Origin of the sequence: Streptomyces sp. NPDC092045, from assembly GCF_044756005.1 — a bacterium.
Classification (GTDB): Bacteria; Actinomycetota; Actinomycetes; order Streptomycetales; family Streptomycetaceae; genus Streptomyces.
Genome location: NZ_JBIVSC010000003.1, coordinates 131780 through 157433, shown reverse-complemented (window position 1 = coordinate 157433; position 25654 = coordinate 131780). Strand labels below are relative to the sequence as shown.

The window sequence follows — 25654 nt, the reverse complement described above, 5'->3', positions numbered from 1 at the left end:
AGAGGGGGCCGCAGCCATGGCCGACGAGAAGAGACTGGTCGAGTACCTCCGGTGGACGACGAACGAACTCGCCCGGATCAGAGGGGAGCTGGCGGACCGGGAGGCGCGGCTCGCGGCCTTCCGCGAACCGGTGGCCGTGGTCTCCATGGCCTGCCGCTACCCCGGCGGGGTCCGCTCGCCCGAGGACCTCTGGGAGGTCGTCGCACGGGGCACGGACACCGTCGGCGGACCGCCGGCCGACCGGGGCTGGGACCCGGCCGCCCTGGAGCACGCGCGCGCCGGCGGCTTCCTCGACGACGCGGCCGGCTTCGACTCCGGGTTCTTCGGCATCGGCCCCACGGAGGCCCTGGCGATGGACCCCCAGCACCGGCAGCTCCTCGAACTGTCCTGGGAACTGCTGGAACGGGCCGGGCTCCTGCCGGACGACCTGCGCGGCAGCCGCACGGGCGTCTTCGCCGGGGCGATCTACCAGGAGTACGCGCCGCCGCCCGGCACCGTGGCCGCGGACGTCGAGGGCCATCTGATGACCGGCAACGCGGCGAGCATCGTCTCGGGGCGGCTCGCCCACACCTTCGGCTTCGAGGGCCCCGCCCTCACCGTCGACACCGCCTGCTCGTCGTCGCTGGTCGCGCTGCACCTGGCCGCCGAGTCGCTGCGCCGCTCCGAGTGCGACCTGGCGCTGGCGGGCGGGGTGACCGTGATGTCGACGCCCCGGGTCTTCACCGACTTCGCGGCCCAGGGCGGGCTCGCCGCCGACGGGCGCTGCAAGGCCTTCGGCAAGGGCGCGGACGGCACGGGCTTCGGCGAGGGAGCGGGGCTCCTGCTCCTGGAGCGGCTCTCCGACGCGCGCCGCCACGGGCATCCCGTCCTGGCCCTGCTGCCGGGCTCGGCGATCAACTCCGACGGGGCGAGCAACGGACTCACCGCGCCGAGCGGACCCGCCCAGCGCAAGGTCGTCGAGGCGGCCCTGCGCGCCGCGGGGATCCCCGCGTCCGCCGTCGACGCGGTCGAGGCCCACGGCACCGGGACGGCCCTCGGCGACCCGATCGAGGCGGGCGCCCTCATCGCCGCGTACGGCGAGGACCCCGGCCGCGCGGCCCCGCTCCACATCGGCTCGGTGAAGTCGAACCTCGGCCACACCCAGGCGGCGGCCGGGGTCGCCGGCGTGATCAAGACGGTCCAGGCCCTGCGCCACGGCGTCCTGCCCGCGACCCTGCACGCCGACGAGTGGTCCGAGTTCGTCGACTGGCCCTCCGGACGCGTGGCCGTCCTCAGCGAGGCCCGTCCCTGGCCCGCCGCCGAGGGCCGCCCGCGCCGGGCCGGCGTCTCCTCGTTCGGCATCAGCGGCACCAACGCCCACGTCATCGTGGAGGAGTACGTACCGGAGGCCACGGAGGCCCGGCAGCCCGCACCGCCCCGGGAGCCCGCGCAGGCCCAGGGGTCCGCGCCCGCCCGGGAACCCGCCCCGGCCGTCGCCCGGACCGTCACCGACGGGGCCCCGGAGCCCGCCGTCCCGGCCGTCGCCCCCGCCGTCGCCGACGGGACCCCCGCCACTCCGGCCGTCGCGGGCAGGGCCCCGGAAGCGGACTCCGCGGAGGCCCCGGCCCCTGTCCCCGCAGCCCCGCGGACGGACGTCGTCTGGCCCCTGTCCGGGCGGTCCCCCGAGGCGGTGCGGGCCCAGGCGGGACGGCTGCGGGCGCTGCTGCGCGACCGGCCGGACACCGACCTCGGCGCCGTCGCCCGGACGCTGGCCACCCGCCGGACCTCCTTCCGGCACCGCGCCGCCGTCCAGGGCGCCGACGCGGCCGGGCTCGGCCGGGAGCTCGACGCGCTCGCGGCCCCCTCCGCGCCCGTCACGAGCGCCGTCGCCGGGCCCCGGATCGCCTTCGTGTTCAGCGGCCAGGGCACCCAGCGGCCCGGCATGGGCGCCGAACTCGCCGACGCGTTCCCGGTGTACGCCGAGGCCTTCGACGCCGTGTGCGCCGCCCTCGACGCGGCCCGCGGGCCCGACGGGGGGCCCGGCCTGCGGGACGTGGTCCTGGCCGCGCCCGGCAGCCCGGGGGCGGCGCTCCTGGGGCGGACCGAGTACGCCCAGCCGGCGCTGTTCGCCGTCCAGGCGGCGCTCGCCCGGCTCGCCGAGTCCTTCGGGCTCGTCCCGGTCGCGCTCCTGGGCCACTCGATCGGCGAGCTCACGGCCGCGTACGTCGGCGGCGCCCTGTCCCTGGACGGCGCCGCCCGGCTCGTCGTCGCCCGCGCCCGCGCCATGCAGGCCGCCCCCTCGGGCGGGGCGATGCTCTCGATCCGGGCCTCCGAGGACGAGGTCCGGGAGTCGCTCGCGCGGGCCGGGGGAGCGGTGGCCGTCGCCGCGGTCAACGGCCCCCGGTCGACCGTGGTGTCCGGCGACGCCGACGCCGTGCGCCGTCTCGCGGCCCTCTGGCGTGCGGAGGGCGTGCGGACCAAGGCGCTCAAGGTCGGCCACGCCTTCCACTCCCCGCACATGGAATCCGCGCTCGCCGCGGTCGACGCGGCGGCGGCCGGCCTCGCCGTGTCACGGCCGCGCGTCCCCCTGGTGGCCAACCGCACCGGGGAGGTGGCGGACCTCGCCGAACTCTCCGCGCCGGGCCGCTGGTCGGCCCAGGTGCGCGGCGCGGTCCGCTTCCACGACGGCGTGACGGCCCTGCGCGGCCTCGGCGTCGACACCTTCGTCGAGATCGGCCCCGACACCACCGTGACCGGCCTGGTCGCCGACTGCCTCGCCGACCGGCGGGACGAGGCCGCCGTGATCCCGCTGGTCCGCCGCCCCGCGGCGGAGGCCGCCTCGGTCGTCCGGGCCGTCGCCCAGGCGCACTGCCGGGGCGTCCGCGTCGACTGGGGCCGGCTGCTCGGCGCGGGACCGGCCGCCGACCCCGCGCTGGTGCCCGTCTACCCGTTCCAGCACCGTCCGTACTGGCTGGGCCGCCCCGCGCCTGGCCCCCTTCCGGACGCGCCCCCGGCCGCCCCCGAGCGGCCCGGGGCGCCCCTCCTGGTCCTGGGCGAGGTGCCCGAGGAGGAACGGCGGGACGTCGTGCTCGCGCGCGTCCTCGACGCCGTCGCCGCCTCCCTCGGGTACGCCCCCGGCGAGGTCGACCCGGCCGCCGACCTCACCGAGATCGGCATCACCTCCTTCGGCTCGCTGGAGATCGCGGCCCGGCTGAACCGCGAGACCGGGGCGGAGGTCCGCCCCTCCGTCGTCCTGGAGCACCGCACCGCGCACGAACTGGCCGCGCACCTCCTCCTGTCGCTCGACACCCGCACCCCGGAGACCGTCCGATGACGACCGATCCCGCCGCCACCGCCGCCGTGCCCGCCGGCGCCCTCCGCGCCCTCGACGTCCTGCGCGCGCTGCACCGCGACGGCGGCCTGGACCGCCACTTCGACCGCGTGCCCGCCCTGCTCGCCGCGCTCGACCGGACGGACCTCGCCCGCGCGGCCCGCCTGCTCGCCCGCGTCGACCCGGCGCGGGCCCGCGCGCACCACCCCGGCCTGCCCGCCGTCACGGTCGCGCTGACCGGCGGCGGCACCCTGGACGCGCTGCGGACGGCGCTGCTCGCCGAACTCGCCCGGCACGGCTTCCTGCCCGAGGTGCGGCTCACCGGCTTCGGCTCGTACGTGCACGAACTCGGCGACCCCGGGAGCTCGCTGCACACGGAGCCCGCCGACGTGACCGTGTGCGTCCTGGACCACGCGACCGTCTTCGACGAGGTGCCGGTGCCGTTCACGGCGGAGGACGTCGACGGCGTCCTGCGCCGCAAACTGACGCTGTGGCGGGGGCTGGCGGCCCGGTTCGCCGACCGCTCCTCCGGCACCCTCGTGCTCAACACGCTGCCGCTGCCGGGGAACCAGCAGGCGCAGCTGCTCGACCTGCCGTCCCGCGCGCGGCTCGGCGCCGTCTGGCGGACGGCCAACGCGGAACTCCTCGGGTTCGGGGAGGAGCTGGGCCGGGTCGTCGTGCTCGACGTCGACCCGCTGCTCGGCGGGCCGGTCGAACTCGCCGACGCCCGCTTCGACGCGTACGCCGGGGCCCGGTTCTCCGACGGGTTCCTCGCCGCGTACGCCCGTGAACTGGGCCACCTGGTCCGGGCGGTGACCGGCCGGACGAAGAAGGTGCTGGCCGTGGACCTGGACGAGACCCTGTGGGGCGGGGTCCTGGGCGACGACGGCGTGGAGGGCATCGAGGTGGCGCACGGGCGCCGGGGCGAGGCCTTCCACCGGGTCCAGGGGGTGGTGAAGCAGCTCCAGTCGCAGGGCGTCCTGCTCGCGGCGGTCAGCAAGAACGACCGGGAGACCGTGGTGGCGGCGCTCCGCGACCACCCGGACCTGCGGGTGCGGGAGGAGGACTTCGTCCGGATCCTCGCCGGCTGGCAGCCCAAGGCGGAGTCGCTGCGCGCGCTGGCCGGCGGTCTCAACCTGGGCGGCGACAGCGTGGTGTTCGCCGACGACAACGTGCGCGAATGCGCGGCGGTGGCCGCGGAGCTCCCGGAGACGACGGTGATCCCGCTGGACGGCGACCCGGCGCTGCACGTGACGCGGCTGCTCGCGGACGGCTGGTTCACGACGACGGAGGTGACGTCCGAGGACCGGGTCCGCACCCGCCGCTACCACGAGGAGTCGGCGCGGGCGGACTTCCTGTCCGCGGCGGGGAGCGCGGAGGAGTTCCTCGACGGGCTCGGCGTGACCGTCCGGCTGGCCCCGGCGGCCCCGGCGGAGATCCCCCGGCTGTCCCAGCTCACGCTGCGCACCAACCAGTTCAACCTCACGACGCGGCGGCTGTCGGCCGAGGAGGTGCGGGCCGGGGCCGACGGTCCCGGCACCACCGTGCTCGGGCTGACGGCGGGGGACCGGTTCGGGAGCAACGGGCTCGTCGGCGCGGTGTTCCTGCGCGCCGAGGAGAAGGTCCTGCACATCGAGAACATGCTGCTCAGCTGCCGGGTCTTCGCGCGGGGCATCGAGCAGGCCTGCCTGGCGGCGCTCCTCGACCGGGCCGCCCGTGCTGGATTCGCGGAGGTGCGGGGCGCGTACCGGCCGACCGCGAAGAACGCCAAGGTCGCCGGCCTCTACGCGCACTACGGGTTCGAGGAACTCGGCCCGGAGGAAACCGACTTCCGGACGGACGGCTCCGGTACGGGCGGTCCCGGGCCGGTCGGCGCCTCCGGCGGGGCGGCGGCCGGGACCGTGTTCGTGCACCGTCTGGAGCGGCGGCCCGAGGTGCCCGGCCATCTGTCCCTGGAGGCGGCCGAAGACCTGCTCCCGGCCCCGGGCGCCCCGGCATTGACAACCTGAGGCATGCTCGACTTAACTTCCCGGGACAACATGAGGTCGCCTCAGGATCGTGTCCGCGAGACCGGCGACCGCCCAGCAGCAGGAGGAGAACCAGGTGGCCGAGGGAATCGCGATTTCGGTGCACGACACGGTCCCCGTCTGGCGCGGCGACACGCCCGGCGACGCGCTGCGCCGCACCGTCGACCTGGCCGCGGCGGTGGAGGGCTTCGGCTACCGCCGCTACTGGGTGGCGGAGCACCACGGCACCCCCGCCCTCGCCACGTCCAGCCCCGCCGTCCTCGCCGGGCCCCTGTTGCAGGCCACCCGCACCCTCACCGTCGGGTCCGGGGCGGTCCTGCTGCCCAACCACTCCGCCCTCGCCGTCGCCGAGCAGTTCGGCGTGCTCGCGAGCCTCTACCCCGGCCGCGTCGACCTCGGACTCGGCCGGGCCACCGGCGGCTCGCCCGCCTCCGCGGCCCGCCTCGGCGACCCCCGCCGGCTCGGCTTCGACGCCCAGTTCGACGAGCTCCGCGGATACTTCGCCGGCGGGCACCAGGGAGTGCGGGCGGTCCCCGAGCCGGAGGTCCCGCCCCGGTTCTGGCTCGTCGGCTCCAGCATCGGCAGCGCCGTCCACGCCGGCCGGGCCGGACTGCCGTACGTCTACGCCCACGCCATCGTCGGCGGCGGCGCCCCCCAGGCGCTGGACGCCTACCGCGAGGCCTTCCGGCCCGCCCCGGGCCTGTCCGAACCGCACGCCTGCGTCGCGGTGATAGCGGTCGCCTCCGACAGCGACGCGCGCGCCCACCGGCTCGCCGAGGCCTTCGTGCACGGACAGATCCTCATGCGCACCGTCGACCCGGAGAGCGTCCTGCCCACCGAGGAGGAGGCCGCCGCGCACACCCACACGTCCGCCGAGCGGGACTTCCTGCGCTCGCGCATCGACCCCCAGTTCGTCGGCGCCCCGGACCGCATCGCGCCCCGCCTCGCCGACTTCGTCGCCCGGACCCGCGCCGACGAGCTGTTCGTCCTCACCCAGGTCCCCGACCACGAGGCCCGGATCCGCTCGTACGAACTCGTCGCGAAGATCGCCGCCTCGCTCTGACCGGCCCGGACCGCCCGCCCCCACCGCCCGCCGTCCGCTTTCAGACCGGCTTTAGTCCGGCCGTGCACCGTGACTGACCGAACGTCACGGCACAAGCGATGAGGACGACGAGCATGCACTCGGGTACACGGACACGGCCGAAGAGATCCGCCCTGCTGGCGGCGGGAACCGCCCTGCTGACGACGCTGGTGACCGCGTGCTCCGCGGGGACCGGGACCGCCGGCGGCAACGCCGCCGGCGGCCCGCCCCGCGACGGCGGCACCCTGCGGATCGCCATCGCCAAGGAACCCGAGTGCCTCGACCCCCACCAGAGCCCCACCGAGGCCGCCCGGCTGCTGTCCCGGCCGATCCTGGACTCCCTGGTCCACCAGACCCCGAAGGGTGCCTTCGAACCCTGGCTCGCCAAGAGCTGGACGCTGTCGCCCGACGGCCGGACCTACACCTTCGCCCTCCGCGACGACGTCACCTTCACCGACGGCGCCCGCTTCGACGCGGCGGCCGTGGTCGCCAACCTCGACCACGTCGCCGACCCCGCGACCAAGTCCCTCCTCGCCTCCAGCCTGATCTCCGCCTACAAGTCCTCCCGGGCCGTCGATCCCCACACGGTCGAGATCACCCTCAAGCAGCCCGACTCGGGCTTCCTCGGCGCCCTCGCGCTGCCCAACCTCGGCATCGAGTCCCCGGCCGGACTCAAGGGGCCCACCGCCGAACTCTGCAAGAAGATCGTCGGCACCGGCCCGTTCCGCACCGCCACCGGACTCGTCGCGCAGAAGGGCATCGAGTACACCCGGAACCCCGACCACGCCTGGGCCCCCGACTCCGCCGGCCACTCCGGACCGGCCCGCCTCGACGGCATCCGGGTCCAGGTCGTCCCCGACAACGCCTCCCGCTTCGGCGCCCTCACCAGCGGCCAGGTCGACGCCGCCACCGGCCTCGACCCCACCAGCACCCGGCAGCTCGCGAAGACCCCCGGCTTCACCCTGCACAGCACCAGCTTCCCCGGCGCCAACTACAGCTACTGGCCCAACACCGCCAAGGGCCCCCTCGCCGACGCCGCCGTGCGCAAGGCGCTGCGCGCCGGCATCGACTGGTCGACCATCGCCCAGCGCGTCCACTTCGGCCAGTACCCCTCCGCCGAGGGCCCGCTGTCCGCGACCACCCCCGGCCACGACGCCTCCCTCGCCGCCGCCTACGCCCACGACCCCCAGGAGGCCGCGCGGCTGCTCGACGCGGCGGGCTGGACCGCCCGCGACGCCCAGGGCTACCGCACCAAGGACGGCGAGCGGCTGCGCGTCCGGCACCTGTGGTCCGACCCGTCCATCACCAACCTCGCCGTGCAGATCCAGTCCGCCGGCAAGAAGCTCGGCGTCGAGTTCGTCGAGGAGAACGTCGACGGCGGCACCTTCGTCGAACGGCTGCTCGCCGGCGACTACGAGATCATCGACACCAGCTTCTCCTCGCCCGGACCCGACGTCCTGCGCGTCCTGTTCGGCAAGGACAACATCCCCACCCCCGCCCGCGGCATCAGCAACAACATGGCCCGCTACGACGCCCCGGACGTGGAGCGGCTGTTCGCCGACGCACAGCGCGCCACCGACCAGAAGGAGCAGTTCCGGATCTACCGCGAGGTGCAGCGGCGGATCACCGAGGACGCCGCCGTCCTCCCGGTCTACTCGCCCGTCTCCACCCTCGCCGCCCGCGACGCGGTGCGCGGCACCGGCTTCACCTCCGACGGCTCCGCCGACCTCTACGCGGCATGGCTGGCCTCCTGACCGGCGGCGGGCCCGCTCCCGGCGCCACCGCCCGGGAGCGGGCCCGCCCCGCCCGCCTGCTCCGGCTCGTCCTCGGCCGCGCGGCCGGCGCCGTCGTCGTCCTCTGGGGCGCGGTGACCCTCGCCTTCGCGGTCCTCCAGATCATGCCGGGCAGCACCGCGGACGTGCTGCTCGCCCGCTCCAGCGTCTCGCCCCGCGTCCGCGCCGAGATCACCGCCGAGTACCACCTGGACGACCCGCTGCCCGCCCAGTACCTCGGCTACCTCGGCCGGATCGTCCGCGGCGACTTCGGGGACTCGTACGTGCTGCGCCGGCCCGTGTGGGAGGCCGTCGGGTCCCAGCTCCCCGACACCCTCGCGCTGATCGCCTCCACCCTGCTCGTCACCGCGGCCGGCTCGGTCGTCCTCGCCGTGCTCGGGGCGCACCGCCGCCGCTGGGTCCGCACCCTGTTCGCCGCCGCCGAGTCCGTCGTCGTCGCGCTGCCGCCGTTCTGGCTCGGCCTGCTCCTGCTGACCTTCTTCTCCTTCGGCCTCGGCTGGTTCCCGACCGTCGGCGCGTCCGGCCCGGGCAGCCTGGTCCTGCCGACGCTCGCGCTCGCCGCGGCGCCCACCGCCGTCGTCGCCCAGGTGCTGCGCGAAGGGCTCCTGCGCGCCCTCGACGAACCCTTCGTGGTCACCGCCAGGGCCCGCGGCATCGGCGAACTCGCCCTGCGCCTGCGGCACGTGCTGCGGCACGCCCTGCTGCCCGCCACGACGCTCCTGGGCTGGATCGCCGGCTCCCTGATCGGCGGGGCCGTGATCGTCGAGATCGTCTTCTCCCGCCAGGGCGTCGGCCGCTTGGTGCTCTCGGCGGTGCAGAACAAGGACATGCCCGTCGTCATGGCCGTCGTCCTGCTCGCCGCGGCCGTGTTCGTCCTCGTCAACCTCGTCGTCGACGCCCTCCAGTGGCTCGTCGACCCCCGCACCCGCGACGCCGGGAGGCCCGCGTGACCCGCCCCCGCACCGGCCTCTGGCTCGGCGCGGCGGTCCTCGCGGTGCTGACCGCCATGGCCGCCTTCCCCGGCCTCTTCACCTCCGTCGACCCCGACGCGGCCGACATCGACGCCCTGCTGCGCCCGCCCGGCGACGGGCACTGGCTCGGCACCGACCAGAACGGCCGCGACCTGTACGCGCGGATCGTCCACGGAACCCGGCCGTCGCTGCTCATCGGCGTCGGCGCGGTGGCCCTCGCCCTCGTCGGCGGCACCCTCGTCGGCGTCGCCGCCGCCCAGCTCGGCCGCTTCGCCGACCAGGCCATCGGCCGCTTCCTCGACGTCCTGCTCTCCGTGCCGGGCCTCCTGCTCGTCTTCCTCGTCGTCGCCGTCCTCGGCCCCGGCGCGGGCGCCGCCACCGTCGGCCTCGCCGTCGGTGCGCTGCCCGGCTTCGCCCGCGTCGCCCGCGCCGAGGTGATCTCGCTGCGCGGCCGGGCGTACGTCGAGGCCGCGTACGGCTTCGGCTGGAGCCGCGCCCAGGTGGTTCTGCGGCACGTGCTGCCCAACGCGCTCGGACCGGTCCTCGCGCTCGCCACCGTCTCCCTGGGCGCGATGATCGTGGCGAGCTCCAGCCTGAGCTTCGTCGGCCTCGGCCCCCAGCCGCCCACCGCCGAATGGGGCGCGATGCTGGCCGGCAGCCGCGACTTCCTCGCCCTCGCCTGGTGGCCCGCCGCCTTCCCCGGCGCCGCCATCACCCTCGCCGTCCTCGCGATCACGACGGTCGGCCGCCACATCCAGCGCACCGTCGACGGGAGCACCGCATGAGCACCGAGCCCCGCACGGCCCCGGCCGAAGCCCCGGCGGCGCCCGGCGCACCGGCCGCCGCGCGCGAACTGGTCCGGGTGGAGGACCTGACCGTCTCCTTCGGCCGCGGCCGTCGCCGGGTGGAGGCGGTGCGCGGGGTGTCGTTCACCGTACGGCCGGGGGAGATCGTCGCGGTCGTCGGCGAGTCCGGCTCCGGCAAGAGCGTCACGGCCCGCAGCCTCGTCGGCCTGGCCGGCGAGGGGGCCGACGTGCGGGCCGCCGCGCTGACCTTCGACGGCGTCGACCTGCGCGGACTCGACGGCCGCCGGCTGCGCGCGCTGCGCGGCCGGCGCGTCGGGTTCGTGCTCCAGGACGCGCTCGGTTCGCTCGACCCGCTCCGCCGCGTCGGCGCGGAGGTCGCCGAACCGCTGCGCACCCACCGGACCGTCCCGCCCGCGCGCATACGGGAGGAGACGGAACGGCTGCTCGAAGCGGCCGGCGTCCCCGACCCCCGCACCCGGGCCGCCCAGTACCCCCACCAGCTCTCCGGCGGCCTGCGCCAGCGCTCCCTGATCGCCTCCGCGCTCGCCGCCCGCCCCGACCTGCTCATCGCCGACGAGCCCACCACCGCCCTCGACGCCACCGTGCAGCAGCAGATCCTCCGGCTGCTGCGCGCCCGCGCCCGCGACGGCACCGCCGTCCTGCTCATCAGCCACGACCTCGGCGTCGTGGGCGAACTGGCCGACCGCGTCCACGTCATGAAGGACGGACGGTTCGTCGAGGACGGCCCCGCCGGGCGGATCCTGTCCGCGCCCCGCCACCCGTACACCCGGGCCCTGGTCGCGGCCGTCCCCGGCGAGGAGACCAGGGCCGCGCCCGCACCCGGCCCGGTACTGCTGCGCGCCGAGGGACTGGTGAAGCGGTACCGGCTGCCCGGCCGGCCCGAACTCACCGCCGTCGACGGTGTGTCGTTCACCGTACGGGCCGGGGAGACCCTCGGCGTCGTCGGCGAGTCCGGCTCCGGCAAGACCACCGTGGGCCGGATGCTGACGGGGGTCGTGACGCCCGACGCGGGCCGCGTGGAGCTCGACGGGCGCACCTGGACCGAACGCACCCGCGCCGAACGCCGCGCGGCCCGCCGCCGGGTCCAGACGATCCACCAGTACCCGCTGGGCTCCTTCGACCCCCGCTACACCGCACGGCAGCTCCTCGAGGAGCCGCTGCGGGCGATCGGCACCCCCCGGGACGCCCGCGCGGCACGCGTCGCCGAACTCCTGGAGCACGTCGGCCTCGCTCCCGACGTCCTGGACCGGCGGGCCCGCGACCTGTCCGGCGGCCAGGCGCAGCGCCTCGCGATCGCCCGGGCCTTCGCGCCGGAACCCGACGTCGTCGTCTGCGACGAGCCGGTCTCCGCCCTCGACGCCTCCGTCCAGGCCCAGGTGCTCGACGTCCTGATCCGCGTCCAGGAACGTCTCGGCGTGGCCTACGTGTTCGTCTCGCACGACCTGGGCGTGGTGCGCCGGCTGAGCCACCGGGTCGCCGTCATGAAGGACGGACGGATCGTCGAGTCCGGCACGGCCGAGCGGGTCCTGCGCGCCCCCGAGCACCCCTACACCCGCGCCCTCCTGGCGGCCGTCCCGCGTCCGCCCGGAACCGGACGAAAGGAGTTCTGAAGCGGCGCTTAACCGCGCTTGCCCGGCGTCCCGGAGCTCAATAGCGTCGCCCTTCCAGGGACGCCGAACCCCACCTGCGCCGCCCCGGCGCCCCTCCGCCGCCCGACCCCGACGACCCCGGCCGGGAAGCCCGGCCCGAGCGGTCCCGGCCCCGACGACCCCGGTCCTGGCGACCCCGGCCCCGACGGCCCGAAGCCGGCGGCTCCCGATCCGCGCTCCCCGATTCCCGGTCCCGACCCCCTGACCCGCCCACGGGTCCGGTCGGGGAGCCCCCCGCACCCGCATCCCGCACCCCGCATCCCGGCGTTCCGCCCCGTTCGAAGGACGAGAAGGCAATGGCAGAAGCACCGCCGTACCCGCAGCCGCGCACGTGCCCCTACCAGCCGCCCGCCGGATACCGCGAGATCGGAGAGGCGGGCCCGGTCCTCAAGGTGACCCTGTTCGACGGCCGCGAGGCCTGGATGGTCACCGGCTACAAGGAGTCCCGGGAGATCCTCACCCACCCGAACCTCTCCTCGCTGCGCACCCACCCCGACTTCCCCATCGTCGCGCCCCGGTTCCGGTCCCACATCGCCCGGAGCCTCGCCCTGATCGCGATGGACCCGCCGCAGCACGACATCTACCGGCGCTACCTCAACCCGCACTTCAGCCTCAAGCAGGTCAGGCGGATGCGGCCCGAGATCGAGAAGATCGTCTCCGGCTTCGTCGACCGGATCATCGCCCACGGCCCGCCGGCGGACCTGGTGCCGCTGCTCGCCGTGCCGCTGCCGTCCCTCGTCATCTGCCGCCACCTCGGCGTCCCCTACAAGGACCACGAGTTCTTCCAGGACGCCAGCGGCAAGGTCATGCTGGGCACCGAGGAGGAGTCGGCGACCGCCGCGCAGAACCTCGTCGACTACATCGACGGCCTGGTCACCGAGCAGATCAAGTCCCCCACGGACGGACTGCTCGGACAGCTCGTCACCGAGCGGGTGCTCACCGGCGACATCGGCCACGAGGAGCTCGTCTCCATCGCGCTCGTCCTGCTGATCGCCGCGCACGAGACCACCTCCTCGTCCCTGGCCCTCGGCCTCATCACCCTCCTCGAACACCCCGACCAGCTCGCGAAGCTCCACGAGGACCGCGAACGGCTGCCCGGCGCCGTCGAGGAGCTGCTGCGCTTCATCGCCACCACCGACCTCGTCGCCACCCGGATCGCCAAGGGCGACATCGAGATCGCCGGCCACCTCATCCGCGAGGGCGAGGGCGTCCTCGTCTCCGGGACCCTCGCCAACCGCGACGAGAACTTCCACGAGCGGCCCGACGAGTTCGACGTGCTGCGCTCCGACACCCACCACGTGACCTTCGGCTTCGGCATCCACCAGTGCCTCGGCCAGAACCTCGCCCGCCTCGAACTGGAGGTCGCCTTCCGGGAACTGCTCACCCGCATCCCCGGCATGCGCCTGGCGGTCGGCGTGGACGAGCTGCCGATCCTCGGCGCGGGCACGGTGCAGCGCGTGCTGTCCCTGCCCGTCGAGTGGTGACCGCGATGCGGCTGCGCGCCGACCGGGAGTCCTGCATCAGCGGCGGCCGCTGTATGGCCACCCTCCCCGAGGTCTTCGACCAGGACGACGAGGGCCTCGTCGTCGTCCTGACCCCGGAACCCGCGCCGGAACACCACGACAGGGCCCGCGAGGCCGCCTACCTGTGCCCGGCACGGGCCATCGACATCACCGAGCGGACGTCCCCGCACTGACCCGGACGTCCCCGCACGAGCCCCCCACACACACGAGCCCCACCCCGCACGAGAACCCCCCGACGAGAAGAGATCCATGTCCTCCCAGCCGACGGAGCCCTCCAGACTCCCCTCGCTCACCGGAATGCGCTTCGCCGCGGCCTTCCTGGTCTTCCTCTGCCACTCCTTCGTCCTCGGCTTCTACCACCCGGACACGGAGGCGGCCCTGCGGCCCTACGCCTTCGCGATCGGCTGGCTCGGGGTGGAGTTCTTCTTCGTCCTCAGCGGCTTCGTCCTCACCTGGTCGGTGCGGGAGGGGCAGCCGGCCGGCCGCTTCTGGCGCCGCCGGCTGGCCAAGGTCTACCCGAACCACGTCGTCACCTGGTTCGCCGCCCTCGGCCTCGCGCTCTGGGCCGGGCAGACGCTCGACCTGTTCAAGCTGCTGCCGAGCCTGTTCCTGGTGCACACCTGGTACCCGCGGCTCGACGTCATCCTGTCCCTCAACGTGGTCACCTGGTCCCTCGCCTGCGACCTGCTGTTCTACCTCGCGTTCCCGCTCCTGTACGCCCTCGTCCGGCGGATCCCGGCCCACCGGCTGTGGTGGGCCGCGGGCGCCCTCGTCGCGGTCGTCATGCTGCTGCCCGCCGTCGCGCAGGCCTGGCTGCCGGGCGCGCCGAAGCTGCCGGGGCAGGACATGTCGCTCACCCAGAACTGGTTCCTGGTGTCCTTCCCGCCCGTACGCGCGCTGGACTTCACGCTCGGCATCGTCATGGCCCGGATCGTCCGCACCGGCGGCTGGATCCGGTTCGGCCCGGTGCCCGCGCTCGCGCTCCTCGTCCTCGGCTTCGCCGTCCAGGTCTCCCGGTTCCCGGGGGTCTACAGCCTGACCGCGCCGATCGTGGCGCCGCTCGCCCTGCTGATCCCGGCGGTGGCCACGGCGGACGTGCGCGGTGGCTTCTCGCCCTTCCGGGGCCGCGTCCCGCAGTGGCTGGGCACCGTGTCGTACGCCTCGTACCTCGTGCACTTCCTGGTCCTGACGTACGGGCACACGCTCCTCGGCGCGGGCCGGACCTGGGACGTGGTGCAGGCCACCGGCCTCCTCGCGGCGCTGTTCGCCGTCACCACCCTGCTCTCCTGGGCGCTGCACCGGTTCGTGGAGGAACCGGGGATGCGCAGATGGGGGCGTACGCGGGAGCGCCCCGCTCCGCCCGCCACTCCGACCACCGCGCCGGCACCGGCGGTGTCGACCGCCTCGGACTGACCGGACCGGACCCGACCCGGTTCGATCCGACCCGACACGACGGAAGGAACGCTTACGGTGCTCTCCTATCCCCAGGACAGGACCTGCCCCTACCAACCCTCCCCGGGCTACCGGGAACTCGGGCGGAACGGACCGCTGCACCGGGTGTCCCTGTGGGACGGATCGTCCCTCTGGATGGTCACCGGACACGCCACCGGCCGGAAGCTCCTCGCCGACCCGCGGCTCTCCGCCGACCGCTCCCGGGACGACTTCCCCGTGGTGCTGCCGCGCTTCGAGGCGCCCATCTTCAAACCGATCGCCGTCATCGGCTTCGATCCGCCGGTGCACGACGTGCACCGCCGCCTGCTCGCCCCCGACTTCAGCCTCAAGCACGTCCGCGAGATGCGCGCCGGGGTCGAGGAACTGACCGGCGGGCTGGTGGACGACATGCTCCGCAAGGGGCCGCCCGCGGACCTGGTCGAGGACTTCGCCCTGCCGATCCCCTCGATGGTGATCTCCCGGCTGCTCGGCGTCCCGTACGAGGACCACGCCTTCTTCGAGGAGAAGACCGCGGGACTGCTCCAGGCGAAGGACGCCGAGGGCGCGGAGGCGGCGGGCCGGGCGCTGTGGGACTACCTCGACGAGCTCGTCACCGCGAAGGAGCGCACCCCGGGCGGCGGCGACGGGGTGCTCGGGCGGCTGGCCGGCCGGGTCGACGGCGAGGACCTCACCCGGGAGGACCTGCTGCGGATCGCGCTGGCCCTGCTGATCGGCGGCCACGACACGACCTCGCAGATGATCGCCCTCGGCGTCGTCACCCTCCTCGAACACCCGGACCAGCTGGCCGCGTTCCGCGCGGCACCGCCGGAGGCGGTCCCGGCGGCCGTCGACGAACTGCTGCGGATGGTCTCCGTGACGGACGTCTCCGGCGTCCGGGTCGCGAAGGAGGACATCGAGATCGACGGGGAGGTCATCAGGGCGGGGGAGGGGATCCTCGTCTCCTCCTCGATGGCCAACCGCGACCCCGCCGTGTACGAGGACCCGTACACCTTCGACATCCACCGCTCCGAGGGCCGCGGCGGCGCGGCGGCGGCCCGGCAGCACCTCGCGTTCGGCTTCGGCATCCACCAGTGCCTGGGCCAGAACCTGGCGCGGATGGAGCTGGAGGTGGCCTTCACCACGCTGTTCGCCCGGATCCCGGGACTGCGGCCGGCGGTTCCGGTCGCCGAACTGCCCTCCCGCAGCGGCGGGACGATGCAGGGCGTGCACCGCCTGCCGGTCGAGTGGTGAGGGAGGGGACGACGATGCGGGTGCACGCCGACCGGAACCGCTGCATGGCGGCCGGACACTGCGCGGTCACCGTCCCCGGGGTCTTCGACCACGGCGACGACGGCCTGGTGGTGGTCGTGGAGGAGAAGCCGGGCGAGGACCTCCTGGAGGAGCTCGAACTGGCCGTGGACCTCTGCCCGTCGCGGGCCCTCTCGCTGTCGCGGGAGGAGGTGCCCGGGTAGGGGCCGGCGAAGAGAACGCAGGAAGGACGGTGGGGCGGCCTCCCCGAGAGGGAGGCCGCCCCACCGTCCTTCCTGCGGCCCGGACGGCCCCGAACGAGCCCGTCCGTCACTCCTCGATGTACGCGAGGCTCTGCTCGTTCCAGCGGGCGCCGTGGACCTCGTCCGCCGGGACCGCCGCCTCGACCGCCGCCAGCTGGGACGGGCCGAGCCGGAGGCCGACCGCCGAGGCGTTCTCCGCCAGGTGTTCCAGGCTGCCGGTGCCGGGCACGGGAACGACGTCGGGCCCCCGGTGGTGCAGCCAGGCCAGCGCCAACCGGGCCGGGGTCGTGCCGAGTTCGGCCGCGAGTGCGGAGAGCCGGTCGGCCAGCGGCAGGTTCGCGGCGAGGTTGTCCCGGGTGAACCGGGGCAGTCCGAAGCCGCGGAAGTCGCCCTCGCCGAACGCGTCGGCGGAGCGGACCGTGCCGGTCAGGAACCCGCGGCCGAGCGGCGCGTACGGGACGATCGCGATGCCGAGCCGCCGGCACACCCCCGCCACCTCGCGCTCGATGCCCCGCGACCACAGCGACCACTCGGTCTGCAGCGCGGCCACCGGGGCGACGGCGTGCGCCCGCTCCAGGGTCCGCGGTCCCGCCTCGCTCAGCCCGAACTCACGGATCTTGCCCTCCTTCCGGAGTTCGGCCAGCGCCCCCACGGTCTCCTCGACGGGGACGTTCCGGTCGGGGCGGGTGAGCGTGAACAGGTCGATGTGCTCGACGCCGAGCCTGCGGAGCGAGGCCTCGCAGCTCTCCCGGACGTGGGCCGCGTCGCCGCGGATGCCCGTGCCGACGCCCGGTCCGGGCCGGACGACGCCGAACTTCGTCGAGATCACCGCCTCGTCGCGGCGCCCGGCGATCGCCCGGCCGACCAGCTCCTCGTTCGCGCCGTGCCCGTACACGTCGGCGGTGTCGAGGAGGGTGACGCCCAGGTCGAGGGCGCGCCGGATCGTGGCGATCGCGGTCTCCGGGGCGACCGGCCCGTAGAACTCGGACAGGCCCAGGCAGCCGAGGCCCTGGGCGCCCACGGTCAGGGAGCCGATGCGGCGGGTGGGAAGCGGTGCGGGGGGTGCGGGGGAGGGAGGTGCGGGCGGAGGGGCGGCGGGGCGCGCCGCGGGGGTCGGTGACACGGCGGCCGTCACCTCCGGTACAGGACGATCGAGGACTCGTATGTCGTGTGCGACTCCTTGGCCACGGGGCGGAACTGCCGGAAGCCGATCGCCCCGCGCAGCGGACCGCTGACCACGACGGCGGGGAACGTCGCGTGCTCGCCCGCGGTCAGCCGGGCGTCGTCGACGAGCCCGCCCGCCCGGACGACGTTGCCGTCGTCGAGCGTGATCTCCTCGCCGAAGTACGCGATGAAGTGCCCGTCCTCCTCCCGGCGGTAGAGCATCCGGCCGGCGCCTTCGGTCCGCCCGATCCGCGTGCCGTCGGGACCGAAGATCTCCAGCCGGACGGTGGCGAAGTCCTTCTCGGTGGGCGTGGTGCCGGTGGGATCCGGGTTGTTCGACTCGTACGCGACGACCTTCTCTGTGAGGTCGCGCAGGATCAGCGACCTGCCGGTGTCGCGAAGGGCGCCGACCTCCGGGGAGACGGTCTTCGGGGGTGTCGCGACCAGCGGCGTGAGCCAGTCGGACAGGACCTGCAACACCACGATGAGCCCTCCTGATGCGGGATGTGCCGATTCCCGGCCGACGCTAGGAGGGCCCTCTCAAGCGGTCCTAAAGGGCCGGAGCGGGGCCGTCTGCCGACGCCCGTCAGGCCTGCGGGCGCGTGACGATGCCCTCCAGGACCAGCCGCAGGTGCCGGTCGCCGCGCTCCCCACCGCCGGGCAGCGCGTTCTCCCGTACCCAGGCCGCCCCGCTGAGCAGGTCGAACAGCTCGTCCGGCGTGACATCGGCGCGCACCCGTCCGGCCCGCTGGGCGGCGCGCAGCAGCTCCGCGCCGCTGCTGTGCATCGCGGCGCACGCGGCGTGCGAGGGCGTGCCCTCGTCGTACATGCTCCGGGTGAGGATGCCGACCAGGCCGCGGAACGTGCTGAAGTGCCGTACGGCGCGGCTCATCCAGGCGGCCAGCGCCTCCAGCGGATCCCCGTCCCCGGCCAGGCTCTCGGCGCGCGCGACGAGGTCGGCGAGGCCGTCCCGGGTGGCCGCCTCGACCAGCGCGGCGCGGGTCGGGAAGTGCCGGTAGAGCGTGCCGATCGCGACGCCGGCCCGGGCGGCGATGTCCTCCAGGGAGGCGTCGGAGCCCTCCGCCTCGAAGGCCTTGCGGGCCGAGGCCAGGATCGCGTCGTAGTTGCGGGCGCCGTCGGCCCGCTTCGGGCGCTGCGCGATGTAGGGCGGGTTGTCTGCCACGGGGCCTCCACTTGACTACCTGAGGTCGCCTCAGGTTAACTGCGGGCAATTAACCTGAGGCTGTCTCACGATAGTAGCCCGCGCCGGACGGCCGCGCACCGGACGGCCGTGCGCCGACGGCTCCGCCACCCCGGTGGACCCCCTGCCGGACGCCCCGCTTCCGGCGGCATCACCGCCCCGCCCCGCTCCACCGAAGCCGCTCCACCCGAGCCCTTCCCTCCGGACCGCCCCACCCGACCCGACCCACTCGTTCCGCACCCGTTCCGCCGCACCCGACCCCACTCGGCCCGATCCCGCTCGATTCGCTCGACCCGCCCTGCCCGCCCCGCCCGACCCGCTCCGCCCGATCCGCATCCCGGCGGACGGCCGCCGACCGTGGAGGACCACCCGTGACCGCAGAAACCGTCCCCGACGGCATCCCGAAGGACGCCGCCCCCGCACGCGCCCCCTGGGGCCTCGCCCTCACCGCCATCGTCGGCGCCGAGTTCATGCTCCAGCTCGACGGCACCATCGTGAACGTCGCCCTGCCCGCCCTCCAGGAGGACCTCGACGTCACCGTCGCCTCGGCCTCCTGGGTGCCCAACGCCTTCCTCCTCGCCTTCGGCGGCCTGCTGCTCCTGGCCGGCCGGCTCGGCGACGTCCTCGGCCACCGCAAGGTCTTCCTCGGCGGCATCCTGCTCGTCGTCGCCGCCTCGCTGCTCGCCGGCCTCGCCCCCAACCTGGAGGTCCTGCTCGTCGGACGCGCCCTCCAGGGCGCCGGCGCCGCCGTCGCCGGACCGACCGGACTCGCCCTCCTCGCCCTCGTCTTCGAGGGCGAACGCCGACAGCGCGCCTTCGGCCTCTACTCCACCGTCACCGGACTCGGCGCGTCCGCGGGCATGGTCCTCGGCGGCCTCCTGACCTGGGTCGGGGACTGGCGCTGGAGCCTCCTCGTCAACGTCCCCGTCGGCCTCGTCCTGGTCCTGGTCACCGTCAAGGCGCTCGGCACCGACGACGGCCCCACCCGCCGCCGCTCCCTCGGCCTGCCCAGCGCCGTCCTCGTCGGCGGCGCGGTGACCGCCCTCGTATACGGATTCGTGCACGCCGCCGAGAAGGGCTGGAGCGACACCGGAACCGTCGTCCCGCTCGCCGTCTCCGCCGTGCTGTGGATCGCGCTGTTCGCCGTCGACGGGCGCAGCGCCGAACCCCTCCTGCCCGGCCGGATCTTCGCCGACCGGGTGCGCGCCGGCTCCTTCCTGAACCTGCTGCTGCTCGCCGCCGTCCTGACGAGCTACCTCATCTACCTGGTCCAGTACCTCCAGAACGTGCTGGACCTGAACGCCCTGCAGAGCGGCCTCGCGATCCTGCCCTTCGGCGCCGCCCTGCTGCTCACCACCCAGGTCCTCACCCCGCGCGTCGCCGCGATCGACCTCAAGCTCCGCGCGATCGGCGGCCTGGTCGTCGTCCTCGCCGGAGTGGCCTGGCTGAGCCTGCTCGACGGCGACAGCACGTACGCCACCGGAGTCCTGCCCCAGATCGTGCTGATCGGCGTCGGGGTCGGCGTGGCCATCATCCCGTTCAACATGATCATCCTGACGACGGCCCCGCCCGAGTACGCCGGCGTCACGGCCGGCGTCCTGCAGACCGCCCTGACCATCGGCGGCTCGGTCGGCCTCGCGGTGCTGCTCGTCCCCTTCACCGGAGGCAGCGGCGAGACCGCCGACACCATCTCCTCCGTCTTCCTCTGGGCCTCGGGGCTGACCGTCCTCGCACTGCTCGTCGCCGTCCTGTTCTGGTACGGCCCCGGGGCGAGGAAGACGGCCGCCGCGCCCCGGGAGTGAACCGCCCGCCGGGACCGGGGGCCGGAGCGGCCGCCGCGGCCCCGGGGCGGAGCAGCCGCCGGCGGGCCGGGACGTCCCTCCCGGCCCGCCGGCCCGTCCGCACGCGGTTGCATGAAGGTTTTGTTGCGGGACAAACCTCCCTCCCTCCGCTCTCCTATGCTGCTGTCCGCCCCGCGTTCCGCGCGATCCCGGGGTGCCCGGACCGCAGTTCAGACCGCGGAAGGAGACCTGCCGCCATGGTCACCGCCCTCGAATCGAGACACGCACGCACCACCGTCCGCCACACGGAACGGCACGCCCTCAGGCAGATCGTCCGGTCGGCCGCGATCGGCCGCGACACCGTCGTGGAACTCACCGGCGACCCCGGCTCGGGCAAGACGGCCCTGCTCACCGCACTGGCCGCGGACGCCCGGCGCGAAGGCCTCGTGACGCTGCGCGGCCTGTGCGTCGCCGACGCCGGGGAACCGGCCTCCTTCGCGCCCTTCCTGGAGGCCCTCGGCGGCCCGGGCACCCCGGGAGCGCCCGGCGCCGACGGCCCGTCGCCGGAGATCGCCCGCCTGCTCCACCGGCTCGCCCGCCCGCCCCGGGACCCCGACGCCCTCGTCCCGGCCGGCGGCGGACTCACCCGGGGCTGCCGGTACTACGCCGAACTGCGCGCCCTGCTCGCCGACTGCGCCGCCGCCGCACCGCACGGACTCCTGCTGGTCCTCGACGACTTCCACTGGGCCGACCCGTGCTCCGTGCGCCTCCTGGAGACCCTCATCCGCAGACCGGTGGGCGGCGGGCTCGTCACCGTCGTCGCCCACCGCCCGCGCCAGGCCTCCGTCGGACTGCGGCTCGCGGTCCGGCACGGCGTGGAACTCGGCACCGTCGACGAGGTGGGCCTCGGACCGCTCACCCCCGCGCAGAGCGCCGAACTCCTGGGCGCCGCGCCCGACACCCCGCGACTGCGCCGGCTCCACGCCCGCAGCGGGGGCAACCCGCTCCGCCTCGTCGCCCTCGCCGCCGCCGACGGCGGACCCGACGACCCCGCCCACCTCGACGTCCGCCGGGACTTGGAGACCCGGCTGCTCGCCGAATGCGCCCCCCTGACCGCGCAGGAACGCCTCGCCGCGCACGCCGCCGCCGTCCTCGGCGAGGCCTTCGACGTCGAGTCGGTCGCCGCCGTCACCCGGTCGCCCCACGCCGAGGTCTGCCACGCCCTCGGCTCCCTCGAAGGCCGCGACCTCGTCCGCACCGCGCTCCGCCCCGGCACCCTGGCCTTCCGCGACACCCTGCTGCGGGACTTCCTGTACGCCGAGGCCGACGCCTGCTGGCGCGTCGAGGCGCACCGCCGCGCCCTCGTCCACCTCACCCGCCGCGGCGCCCCGCCGGTGGACCTCGCCCCGCACATCGTGCGCTCCGGCGCCCTCGCCACCCCCGAGGACCGGACCGCCCTGGTCGCCGCGACCAAGGACGCCCTGCCCGCGGGCCGCGCCCGCCGCGCCGCCCAGTGGACGGTCTTCGCCCTGCGGCTCCAGCGGGCGGCACCGGACGGATCCGGTCCCGACCTGGTCGGGCGCGACGTGTGGCTGCCCGTCGTCCGCGCCCTGGCGGCCGAGGGCGACCTCACCCGGCTGCGCTCCGTGACCCGCGAGGTCCTCGCGGCGTTCGCCGACCGGCCCGCCGCCGAGCGGGTGCCCGCCGTCGTCCCGCTCGCCCTGGTCCAGGCCGCCGCCGGCCTGGTCGAGGAGGCGCAGGCCCTGCTCGTCCCGCTGCTCTCGGCCCGCCACACGAGTCCGGAGCAGGAGGCCGCGCTGCACGTGCAGTCCCAGCTCCTGTGGGTGCTCGCCGGCCAGCTCCCGCCCCGCGCGGACGTCGAGGCGCTGAACCGGCACCTGGCGGGCGCCTCCCCGCTCACCGCCGGCGGCGCGCTGGCGCTCCAGGGCCTGAGCACCGTCTTCGCCGGGGACCCGAGCGCCGCCGAGAGCGCCCTGGACGCGAGCGCCCAGCTCCTCGACGGCCTGGAGCCGGGCGCGCGGGACTGCGCCGACGTCTTCGCCTGCTACCTGCTCGTCCTGGCCTGCGGAGAGTCGGCCATGGGCTGGTACGGCCCGGCGCAGGCCCACGTGGAGCGGGGGCTCGCCGCGGCCCGGCTGCGCGGCGACGTGCCCCTGCTGCCCGCGCTGCTCAACGTCCTCGCCTACGTCACCTACCAGTCGGGCCGGATGGCCGAGGCGCTGGAGACCGCGCAGGAGGCCCGCGCCGTCGCCCTCGCCGCGGGCCGGAACCACCTCGTGACGCTCGCCGACGCCGTCACCGCCGCCGCCTGGGCCTGGCTCGGGGACACCGGGCCGCTCCGGCCCCGCCGCACCGCGCCGGACCCGGCCCACGGCGACCTGCCCCGCACCTCCGTCGTCGCCCTGCTGCACGCCGAGGCGGCGCTCGCCGCCGGGGACGGCGCGGGCGCGCTGGCGCTGCTGTTCCCGGCCGACACGCGCCGGATGCCCGAACCGCCCGCCATCCTCGCGCCGCGCGTGTACGAACTCCTCGCGGCCGCCTGCGCGGCCACGGGCGCCGAGGCGGGCGAGTGGGCGCACCGCGCCGAGTCCGTCGCGGCCACGGTCAACGTCGCCGAGCAGCGCGGCCACGCCCTGCTGGCCCGCGGCCACGACCTGCGGGCGCGCTCGCTCCCGGAGCGGGCGGCGCGCCGCTACGAGGAGGCGTACGGGCTGCTCGGCGAGACGGCGGCCGGGATGCGCGCCCGCGACCTCGCCCGCGCCGCGACCGCGGAGGCCCGCGCCCACGAGGGCCCGGACGGCGGCGCGCTGGCCGAACTCACCCTGCGGGAGCGGCAGGTCGCGGAGCTCGCGGGGGAGGGGCTGAAGACCCGGGACATCGCCGCACGGCTCCTGGTCAGCCCCCGCACGGTCGACGTCCACCTCACCCGGATCTACAGCAAGCTCGGCGTCCACACCCGCGCCGCGCTGGTCCGGCTGATGGCGCGCGCGGCCTGAGCGCGGCCCTCCGCCCGGGGGCGGAAAGACGTCCCCGGGCCCGGCCGGAGGCCTCCGCCCGGCTCCGGGGACGCGCCCCGGGCGGCGCTCAGCCCGCCGTGGGCAGGTCGAGCAGCCGGTCGGAGGTGAGGATCGCCCGGTGCAGCAGCCGCAGCGAACGGTGCGGTTCGAGACCCAGTTCGGCCCGCAGCACCCGCTGCGCCGAGCGGTAGACCTGAAGGGCCTCGGCCTGCCGCTCCGAGCGGTACAGCACCAGCATCAACTGCCGGTAGAACGACTCCCGCAGCGGATGCTGCGCGGTCAGCGTGCTCAGCAGCCCGATCACCTCGCGGTGCCGGCCGAGCGCCGTGCGCGCCTCCACCGACAGCTCCAGGCCCTGGAGCCGTTCCTCCTCCGCCCAGGTCGCGAACGAGGTGAGGACCGGCCCCTCCGCGAGCCCGTCGAGCACCGGGCCCCGGAACAGCCCCGTGGCCCGCTCGAAGTGGTCCAGGGCCTCCTCGTGCCGCCCGGCCGCCCGCAGGTCGCGGCCCAGCCGCATGGCCTCCTTGAACTCCTCGACGTCCCAGGCGGCCCCGTCGAGCCGCAGCTCGTACCCGAGCGGCCGGGTGACGATGGCCCCGCCCTCCGGCGCGCCCGCGCGGGCCAGGAACTTGCGGAGCTGGGATATGTACACGTGGACCGCGGCCGAGGCCCTGCGTGGTGGTCTGTCCCCCCACAGCTCCGTGACGAGCCGTTCCTTGGTGATGACCCGGCCGCTCCCGATCAGCAGGGCGGCGAGCGTCGCCTCCACCTTCGGGGCGGACAGCGAATGGTTCTGCTCGGCGTGGCGCACGCGGAGGGGCCCAAGGAGTTCGTAGCGCATCGAGTCCTCGTCCAGTAGGGGAACAGGTGTCTGTGCTTCGGTGGCTGATTCACTGTCACCTCCGTCCCGGGGTCCACGCATCGGGGAAAGTACGTACGTATCGCGCGCCGCCCGCGTCCGCCGCCCGTGGCACGGCCCCGGCCTCCGGCTTTGGCGCCGCTTTGGCACCCGGCCCGAGAGTGCGGGGATGCCGCTCTTCGTCCTCCGCCGCCTGACGGGGCTGTGGGAGGCCCTGATCGCCTTCGGCCACCTCTGGGTCCACATCCCCGTCCCCCCACCCGCCGACCCCACCGGCCCCGCCCCCGGCCACCCGGAACGCCTGTGCCCGGACGTCCCGCCGACGGACCGGGAACGGGCCCTGTGGAACGACCTCACGGGCGGGACCCGGTGACACGTCCCCGAACCGCGCGGCCCCACCCCGCCGGAGCACCCCTCGCACCCGCGTCTAGGCTGGTCGTCACACCACGAGGAGACGCACCATGCCCGTCCGCCCCAGCATCCTGTTCGTGACCGATCTCGCCTATCAGGCCCGGGGGCGGCGCTACTGCGACGAGGACGTGCTCCTGACCTCGCGGCTGCGCGAGGCCTTCGACGTGGCCCTGTGCCACCCCCTGGACGCCGCGGCGCTGATGGACGCCTTCGACGCGGTCGTGGTCCGCAACAGCGGGCCGGTGCTGCACTACCGCGAGGAGTACGACGCGTTCCGCGCGAAGGCCGCCGCGCGGGGCACCCGGGTCTACAACCCCCTGCACGGGCGCGGGGACATGGCCGGCAAGCAGTACCTCCTGGACCTGACGGCGGAGGGGTACCCGGTCATCCCCACCGTCGACCGCCCCGAGGACCTGCACGTGCTGCCCCCGGCCGAGCGGTACGCGGTCAAGCCGAAGGACGGGGCCGACTCCATCGGCCTGACCTTCGTGCCCCGGGACCGGCTCGACGGCCTCCCGTACGGCGACATCCTGGTCCAGCCGGGCGTCGACTTCCGCTACGAGGTGTCCTTCTACTACGTCGACGACACCTTCCAGTACGCCCTGCACGCCCCCGACACCGGCCGGCGCTGGGTCCTCGAACCCTACGGGCCGACCGACGCCGACCTGGCCTTCGCCCGCCGCTTCATCGACTGGAACACCCTCGACCACGGCATCCAGCGGGTGGACGCCTGCCGCACCCAGGACGGCGGACTGCTCCTGGTCGAGCTGGAGGACCTCAACCCCTACCTGTCCCTCGACCGGGTCCCCGACCGGACCCGCGACGCTTTCGTGACCGCCGTGACGGCCTCCCTGCACCGGTTCCTGGACGCCGCGCCGCGGATCTGACGGGACACCCGGAGCCCCGCCCCGCCCGCCGCCGACCACCGGGGCCGTCACCACGTGTGCGGTTGTCTTATCCTACGGATACGCCAGTGAATCCCCGGTGCGGTGGAGAAGCACTCCGGCGTCTCCCACGGGGTACCGGACCTGTGGCGTGCGACGAAAGGGTGGTCTGTGACGCGCTCGGAGGGTGGCG

19 protein-coding genes and 1 pseudogene are annotated in these 25654 nt (G+C 75.3%); 16 read left to right on the top strand and 4 right to left on the bottom strand.

Features of this window, described 5'->3' with window-relative positions; genetic code table 11:
• Positions 1-16: 16 nt before the first annotated feature.
• From ACIQKA_RS10970 to ACIQKA_RS10915, 12 genes and pseudogenes are all read left to right on the top strand, one after another.
• A pseudogene (locus ACIQKA_RS10970) lies at positions 17-3313 on the top strand (type I polyketide synthase); the annotation flags it as partial.
• Entirely contained in the window at positions 3310-5319 is a 2010-nt protein-coding gene (locus tag ACIQKA_RS10965; protein ID WP_402540708.1) for an HAD-IIIC family phosphatase, read from the top strand. The pseudogene ACIQKA_RS10970 and the gene ACIQKA_RS10965, both read left to right, overlap by 4 nt.
• Positions 5320-5368: 49 nt before the next feature.
• Positions 5369-6400 carry an LLM class flavin-dependent oxidoreductase gene (locus ACIQKA_RS10960; protein WP_383435004.1) on the top strand — a complete coding sequence of 344 codons (1032 nt, stop codon included), beginning with the start codon at positions 5369-5371 and terminating at the stop codon, positions 6398-6400.
• Between the two features lie 113 nt (positions 6401-6513).
• Positions 6514-8172 (top strand): ABC transporter substrate-binding protein, encoded by a 1659-nt coding sequence (locus tag ACIQKA_RS10955; RefSeq protein ID WP_402540707.1) that lies wholly within the window; start codon positions 6514-6516, stop codon positions 8170-8172.
• Positions 8157-9161, top strand: coding sequence for an ABC transporter permease (locus ACIQKA_RS10950; RefSeq protein WP_383359329.1), 1005 nt, complete (start codon positions 8157-8159; stop codon positions 9159-9161). The genes ACIQKA_RS10955 and ACIQKA_RS10950 overlap by 16 nt, the downstream gene beginning before the upstream one ends.
• Positions 9158-9967, top strand: coding sequence for an ABC transporter permease (locus ACIQKA_RS10945; RefSeq protein WP_402540705.1), 810 nt, complete (start codon positions 9158-9160; stop codon positions 9965-9967). The genes ACIQKA_RS10950 and ACIQKA_RS10945 overlap by 4 nt, the downstream gene beginning before the upstream one ends.
• The gene (locus tag ACIQKA_RS10940; RefSeq protein WP_402540703.1) at positions 9964-11619 is read left to right on the top strand and encodes a dipeptide ABC transporter ATP-binding protein; all 1656 of its coding nucleotides are present in this window, start codon (positions 9964-9966) and stop codon (positions 11617-11619) included. The genes ACIQKA_RS10945 and ACIQKA_RS10940 overlap by 4 nt, the downstream gene beginning before the upstream one ends.
• Before the next feature lie 335 nt (positions 11620-11954).
• Entirely contained in the window at positions 11955-13142 is a 1188-nt protein-coding gene (locus tag ACIQKA_RS10935; RefSeq protein WP_402540702.1) for a cytochrome P450, read from the top strand.
• Between the two features lie 5 nt (positions 13143-13147).
• Positions 13148-13354, top strand: coding sequence for a ferredoxin (locus tag ACIQKA_RS10930; RefSeq protein ID WP_383438609.1), 207 nt, complete (start codon positions 13148-13150; stop codon positions 13352-13354).
• A gap of 76 nt (positions 13355-13430) precedes the next feature.
• Positions 13431-14594 (top strand): acyltransferase family protein, encoded by a 1164-nt coding sequence (locus ACIQKA_RS10925; protein WP_383446521.1) that lies wholly within the window; start codon positions 13431-13433, stop codon positions 14592-14594.
• A gap of 57 nt (positions 14595-14651) precedes the next feature.
• A complete protein-coding gene (locus ACIQKA_RS10920; RefSeq protein ID WP_383160248.1) occupies positions 14652-15863 on the top strand; it encodes a cytochrome P450 in 1212 nt (403 codons plus the stop codon).
• Positions 15864-15877: 14 nt separating this feature from the next.
• On the top strand, positions 15878-16084 hold the full coding sequence (locus ACIQKA_RS10915) for a 4Fe-4S domain-containing protein (protein ID WP_391095380.1): 207 nt from the start codon (positions 15878-15880) through the stop codon (positions 16082-16084).
• 106 nt (positions 16085-16190) lie between these two features.
• Here the strand turns inward: ACIQKA_RS10915 and ACIQKA_RS10910 are convergent, their stop codons facing one another.
• From ACIQKA_RS10910 to ACIQKA_RS10900, 3 genes are all read right to left on the bottom strand, one after another.
• Complete coding sequence (locus ACIQKA_RS10910; RefSeq protein WP_383154588.1) at positions 16191-17159, bottom strand: aldo/keto reductase; 969 nt, start codon at positions 17157-17159, stop codon at positions 16191-16193.
• Between the two features lie 95 nt (positions 17160-17254).
• A complete protein-coding gene (locus ACIQKA_RS10905; RefSeq protein ID WP_366378923.1) occupies positions 17255-17770 on the bottom strand; it encodes an allene oxide cyclase barrel-like domain-containing protein in 516 nt (171 codons plus the stop codon).
• A 103-nt stretch (positions 17771-17873) separates the two neighbouring features.
• Positions 17874-18470 (bottom strand): TetR/AcrR family transcriptional regulator, encoded by a 597-nt coding sequence (locus ACIQKA_RS10900; RefSeq protein ID WP_383154578.1) that lies wholly within the window; start codon positions 18468-18470, stop codon positions 17874-17876.
• A gap of 389 nt (positions 18471-18859) precedes the next feature.
• Here ACIQKA_RS10900 and ACIQKA_RS10895 point away from each other — a divergent pair, with 389 nt between their 5' ends.
• Both ACIQKA_RS10895 and ACIQKA_RS10890 read left to right on the top strand, forming a co-directional pair.
• On the top strand, positions 18860-20290 hold the full coding sequence (locus ACIQKA_RS10895) for an MFS transporter (RefSeq protein ID WP_383154575.1): 1431 nt from the start codon (positions 18860-18862) through the stop codon (positions 20288-20290).
• A gap of 236 nt (positions 20291-20526) precedes the next feature.
• The gene (locus ACIQKA_RS10890; RefSeq protein WP_402540700.1) at positions 20527-23286 is read left to right on the top strand and encodes an AAA family ATPase; all 2760 of its coding nucleotides are present in this window, start codon (positions 20527-20529) and stop codon (positions 23284-23286) included.
• A gap of 88 nt (positions 23287-23374) precedes the next feature.
• Here ACIQKA_RS10890 and ACIQKA_RS10885 read toward each other — a convergent pair whose 3' ends face one another.
• Complete coding sequence (locus ACIQKA_RS10885; protein WP_383154569.1) at positions 23375-24148, bottom strand: BTAD domain-containing putative transcriptional regulator; 774 nt, start codon at positions 24146-24148, stop codon at positions 23375-23377.
• A 187-nt stretch (positions 24149-24335) separates the two neighbouring features.
• On the opposite strand from ACIQKA_RS10885, the gene ACIQKA_RS10880 reads away from it, so the two are divergent.
• Both ACIQKA_RS10880 and ACIQKA_RS10875 read left to right on the top strand, forming a co-directional pair.
• Positions 24336-24539, top strand: coding sequence for a DUF6059 family protein (locus ACIQKA_RS10880; RefSeq protein ID WP_383154566.1), 204 nt, complete (start codon positions 24336-24338; stop codon positions 24537-24539).
• A gap of 88 nt (positions 24540-24627) precedes the next feature.
• Positions 24628-25464: a hypothetical protein gene (locus ACIQKA_RS10875; RefSeq protein WP_402540699.1), complete on the top strand. Its 837-nt coding sequence runs from the start codon at positions 24628-24630 to the stop codon at positions 25462-25464.
• Positions 25465-25654 lie beyond the last annotated feature (190 nt).

Bases quoted from the DNA above. Each gene is read 5' to 3' on its own strand.
- ACIQKA_RS10965 (WP_402540708.1), top strand. From the start codon at position 3,310: ATGACGACCGATCCCGCCGCCACCGCCGCCGTGCCCGCCGGCGCCCTC.
- ACIQKA_RS10955 (WP_402540707.1), top strand. From the start codon at position 6,514: ATGCACTCGGGTACACGGACACGGCCGAAGAGATCCGCCCTGCTGGCG.
- ACIQKA_RS10950 (WP_383359329.1), top strand. From the start codon at position 8,157: ATGGCTGGCCTCCTGACCGGCGGCGGGCCCGCTCCCGGCGCCACCGCC.
- ACIQKA_RS10940 (WP_402540703.1), top strand. From the start codon at position 9,964: ATGAGCACCGAGCCCCGCACGGCCCCGGCCGAAGCCCCGGCGGCGCCC.
- ACIQKA_RS10935 (WP_402540702.1), top strand. From the start codon at position 11,955: ATGGCAGAAGCACCGCCGTACCCGCAGCCGCGCACGTGCCCCTACCAG.
- ACIQKA_RS10930 (WP_383438609.1), top strand. From the start codon at position 13,148: ATGCGGCTGCGCGCCGACCGGGAGTCCTGCATCAGCGGCGGCCGCTGT.
- ACIQKA_RS10925 (WP_383446521.1), top strand. From the start codon at position 13,431: ATGTCCTCCCAGCCGACGGAGCCCTCCAGACTCCCCTCGCTCACCGGA.
- ACIQKA_RS10915 (WP_391095380.1), top strand. From the start codon at position 15,878: ATGCGGGTGCACGCCGACCGGAACCGCTGCATGGCGGCCGGACACTGC.
- ACIQKA_RS10890 (WP_402540700.1), top strand. From the start codon at position 20,527: ATGGTCACCGCCCTCGAATCGAGACACGCACGCACCACCGTCCGCCAC.
- ACIQKA_RS10885 (WP_383154569.1), bottom strand. From the start codon at position 24,148: ATGCGCTACGAACTCCTTGGGCCCCTCCGCGTGCGCCACGCCGAGCAG.
- ACIQKA_RS10880 (WP_383154566.1), top strand. From the start codon at position 24,336: ATGCCGCTCTTCGTCCTCCGCCGCCTGACGGGGCTGTGGGAGGCCCTG.
- ACIQKA_RS10875 (WP_402540699.1), top strand. From the start codon at position 24,628: ATGCCCGTCCGCCCCAGCATCCTGTTCGTGACCGATCTCGCCTATCAG.